Annotated in this window: 4 protein-coding genes; 3 read left to right on the forward strand and 1 reads right to left on the reverse strand. The window is 44.6% G+C overall.

Annotated features, from left to right (window positions below):
- The 3 genes from E2K52_RS14000 to rsfS form a co-directional block, all read left to right on the forward strand.
- A partial coding sequence (locus E2K52_RS14000; protein WP_151205627.1) for an NAD-binding protein occupies nucleotides 1–269 on the forward strand: 269 nt, incomplete at its 5' end.
- A 39-nt stretch (nucleotides 270–308) separates the two neighbouring features.
- Entirely contained in the window at nucleotides 309–1,097 is a 789-nt protein-coding gene (locus E2K52_RS14005) for a hydroxypyruvate isomerase family protein (RefSeq protein WP_151205628.1), read from the forward strand.
- 80 nt (nucleotides 1,098–1,177) lie between these two features.
- Nucleotides 1,178–1,582 carry a ribosome silencing factor gene (rsfS, locus tag E2K52_RS14010; RefSeq protein WP_151205629.1) on the forward strand — a complete coding sequence of 135 codons (405 nt, stop codon included), beginning with the start codon at nucleotides 1,178–1,180 and terminating at the stop codon, nucleotides 1,580–1,582.
- 478 nt (nucleotides 1,583–2,060) lie between these two features.
- Here the strand turns inward: rsfS and E2K52_RS14015 are convergent.
- Nucleotides 2,061–2,717 (reverse strand): TRAP transporter large permease subunit (locus tag E2K52_RS14015; protein WP_171478877.1); only part of this gene is annotated, 657 nt, incomplete at its 5' end.

Below are 2,717 nucleotides of genomic sequence, written 5' to 3' on the forward strand. Positions count from 1 at the left end.
GCTTACTGGCCCCTGCACTGGCCGATGGTTTTGCCGACTCCAAGCCCTTTCAGATTCTGGCACCGCGTATGGCCACCCAAACCTTTGAACCGGTACAATGGAAAGTCCAGACCCTGTCTAAAGATCTGAATAATGCCGTACAACTGGCCCGCAGTTTAGAGCTGGATATTCCAGTTGCACAGCAGGCTTTATCCCAATTAAAAGCTCATCAGGATCAAGGCTTTGCTGAAGCAGATTTGGCCTCTCTCATTCAGCAGATCAATCATTAATACACTATTCCTGTTAAGCACTCAGCAAGGACATTTCCTATGATTAAACTCGCCGTTAATCTTTCAATGATTTTTACGGAAGTTCCCCTCCTAGAGCGATTTGCCCTTGCCCGTGCCCACGGATTTGAACATGTTGAAATACAGTTTCCCTATGAACTCAACATAGAGCAGATTCACAGTCAGTTAAGTAGACATGAACTCAACCTCTGCCTCATCAATGTACCAGCCGGTGACCTGATGCAGGGCGGCCATGGTCTGGCAGGTATTCCGGGACAGGAACTGGAATTTCGTCATGCCATGCAACAGGCCATCCAATATGCAACCGCACTCCAAGTACCGCGGGTCAATATTCTGGCAGGACGGCAGCCACTCGACTGTGACCTGCTGCCTTGCCTGAAAACCTTCGCCAGCAATTTAAAGATGGCCTGTTCTATGCTCGCCGAGCATCAGATTGAGCCTGTATTTGAAATGATTAATGGCAAGGATATGCCTCGCTTTCTGGTACAAAATATTGCCCAGGCTCAGGAAATACTGGAAGCAGTTCAACATCCGGCCCTAAAAATGCAATATGACTGTTATCACATGGCCATGATGGGCGAAGATGTACTGGAAACTTTGAAAGAAAATATTGCAGTGATTGGACATATACAATTTGCAGATTACCCGGGTCGGCATCAGCCAAATACTGCTTCTATTGAATATTATGATATTTTTCAGTGGCTAAAGAGTAGCCAATATCAAGCTTATGTTGCAGCCGAATATAAGCCGCTCGGACACTCCAATGATTCCTTTAGCTGGAAAGCTGAATTCTTTCCCGAGCATGACTAAGCCGGCCAGGGTAGCGTTTGAAATTTAAGACTAAAACCGCTATATTAGATCAGCATAATTGTTAGGAAATTATACCCTCTATGAATTTAGAACCATCGCCCAGCGCTTCTAATTCTCACGATCACAGCATGAATTCTTATTCTCCAGCGGTACAAGAGTGTCTGAACGTTGTACACGCAGCCCTTGAAGATGTAAAAGCGAAAGAAATTGTCGAGCTTGATGTCAGCAATATCAGCAATGTTGCAGATGCCATGATTATTGCCAGTGGTACGTCAACGCGTCATATTAAATCTCTTGCCCATAATGTTGCTGAAGAAGCACGTAAAGCCGGTTTCCGTCCACTTGGCGTGGAAGGTGAACGTGATGCAGAATGGATTCTAATTGATTTAGGTTATGTGGTTGTTCACTGCATGCTGCCCACTGCTCGTAAGTTCTACGACCTGGAAAGCTTATGGCAAAAAAATCCAGCAGATTCTGTCGCCTAACCGGATTCTAGAAACAGGTCCGTAGCGTCCTGTTCCCCCAGACATATTACAAAAAGAACCTCAATTGAGGTTCTTTTTGTTTTCATACCTTTTCCGCAGTAAATAAGAAGTTTTGAAGGTCTAACTTCAAATAAAATCAACTGAATACGACTTATCTCCATTGCCCTTCTGCTCACATCCAATGCCTGAAAAGACCAACAGATAGGCAATGAATATGAGCCATATTGAAGGCTACTAACTTAATGCCCATATCTTAATAATCTTGGTTTTATCTTGAATGCTACTGATGACAGCACATCAATCTCACAAGATGAAATAACTTTTATTCAGGAATCACGCACAATTTTCAGATAGGACAAAACCTGAGTCCTTGTTATTAAAATATGGGATCATACCGACATTTTAACGATTGAGACTCAGGTTATTATTTAAAGCAAACGACGGGACATGCATGCCCCGAAGATGCCTTTATTGAAACCTATTGATACCAGCCAAATAGCTTAAAAATATAAGGTACATAAGCAATGATCAGCATAGCTGGCAACAATACGATCACTGGCAAAATCCAGCGTTCAAAACGATAGTAGAAGGACAGATGGCGTACTTCTGCATCTGCTTCGGCCACCTCAGCATCGCCAATGGATTGCCGCGCCAATAAATGGTTCAATGCCACAGGTGGGGTGACATAGCCCAGCTCAAAACCAATCAAGGTAATCATCCAGAAATGCACAGGATGAATGCCGTATTGATAAGCCACTGGGGCTACCGTAGCCGAGATTAAAATAACGGCACCGAATGGATCCATAATCATCCCGACAAAAATCATTAGCCCGACAATCATCGAAATTACCAGTAGCGTACTGCTAATATCGGTCGGGAAAGCTTCCATGATTTCCAGACGCTCCAGCAAACCGCCGACACTGACTGACAACGCCATCAGGATAACCAAAGCACCGATATGCCCTACCGTTTCACTGGTAGAGATATGCATGGACTTCCAGAAACCCACCTGACGCAAAGTTCCATTCGACGGTGATCGTGGAACGCCATGATCTACTGCCAACTCTTTTTGAGATTGCTCAGCATGTGCTGCTTCACGATACTCGGCAGGAGCAGCAGCACTCGCCGTTGCAAG

The sequence above is a fragment of the Acinetobacter sp. RF14B genome (assembly GCF_006864105.1).
Taxonomy (GTDB): Bacteria; Pseudomonadota; Gammaproteobacteria; order Pseudomonadales; family Moraxellaceae; genus Acinetobacter; species Acinetobacter lwoffii_C.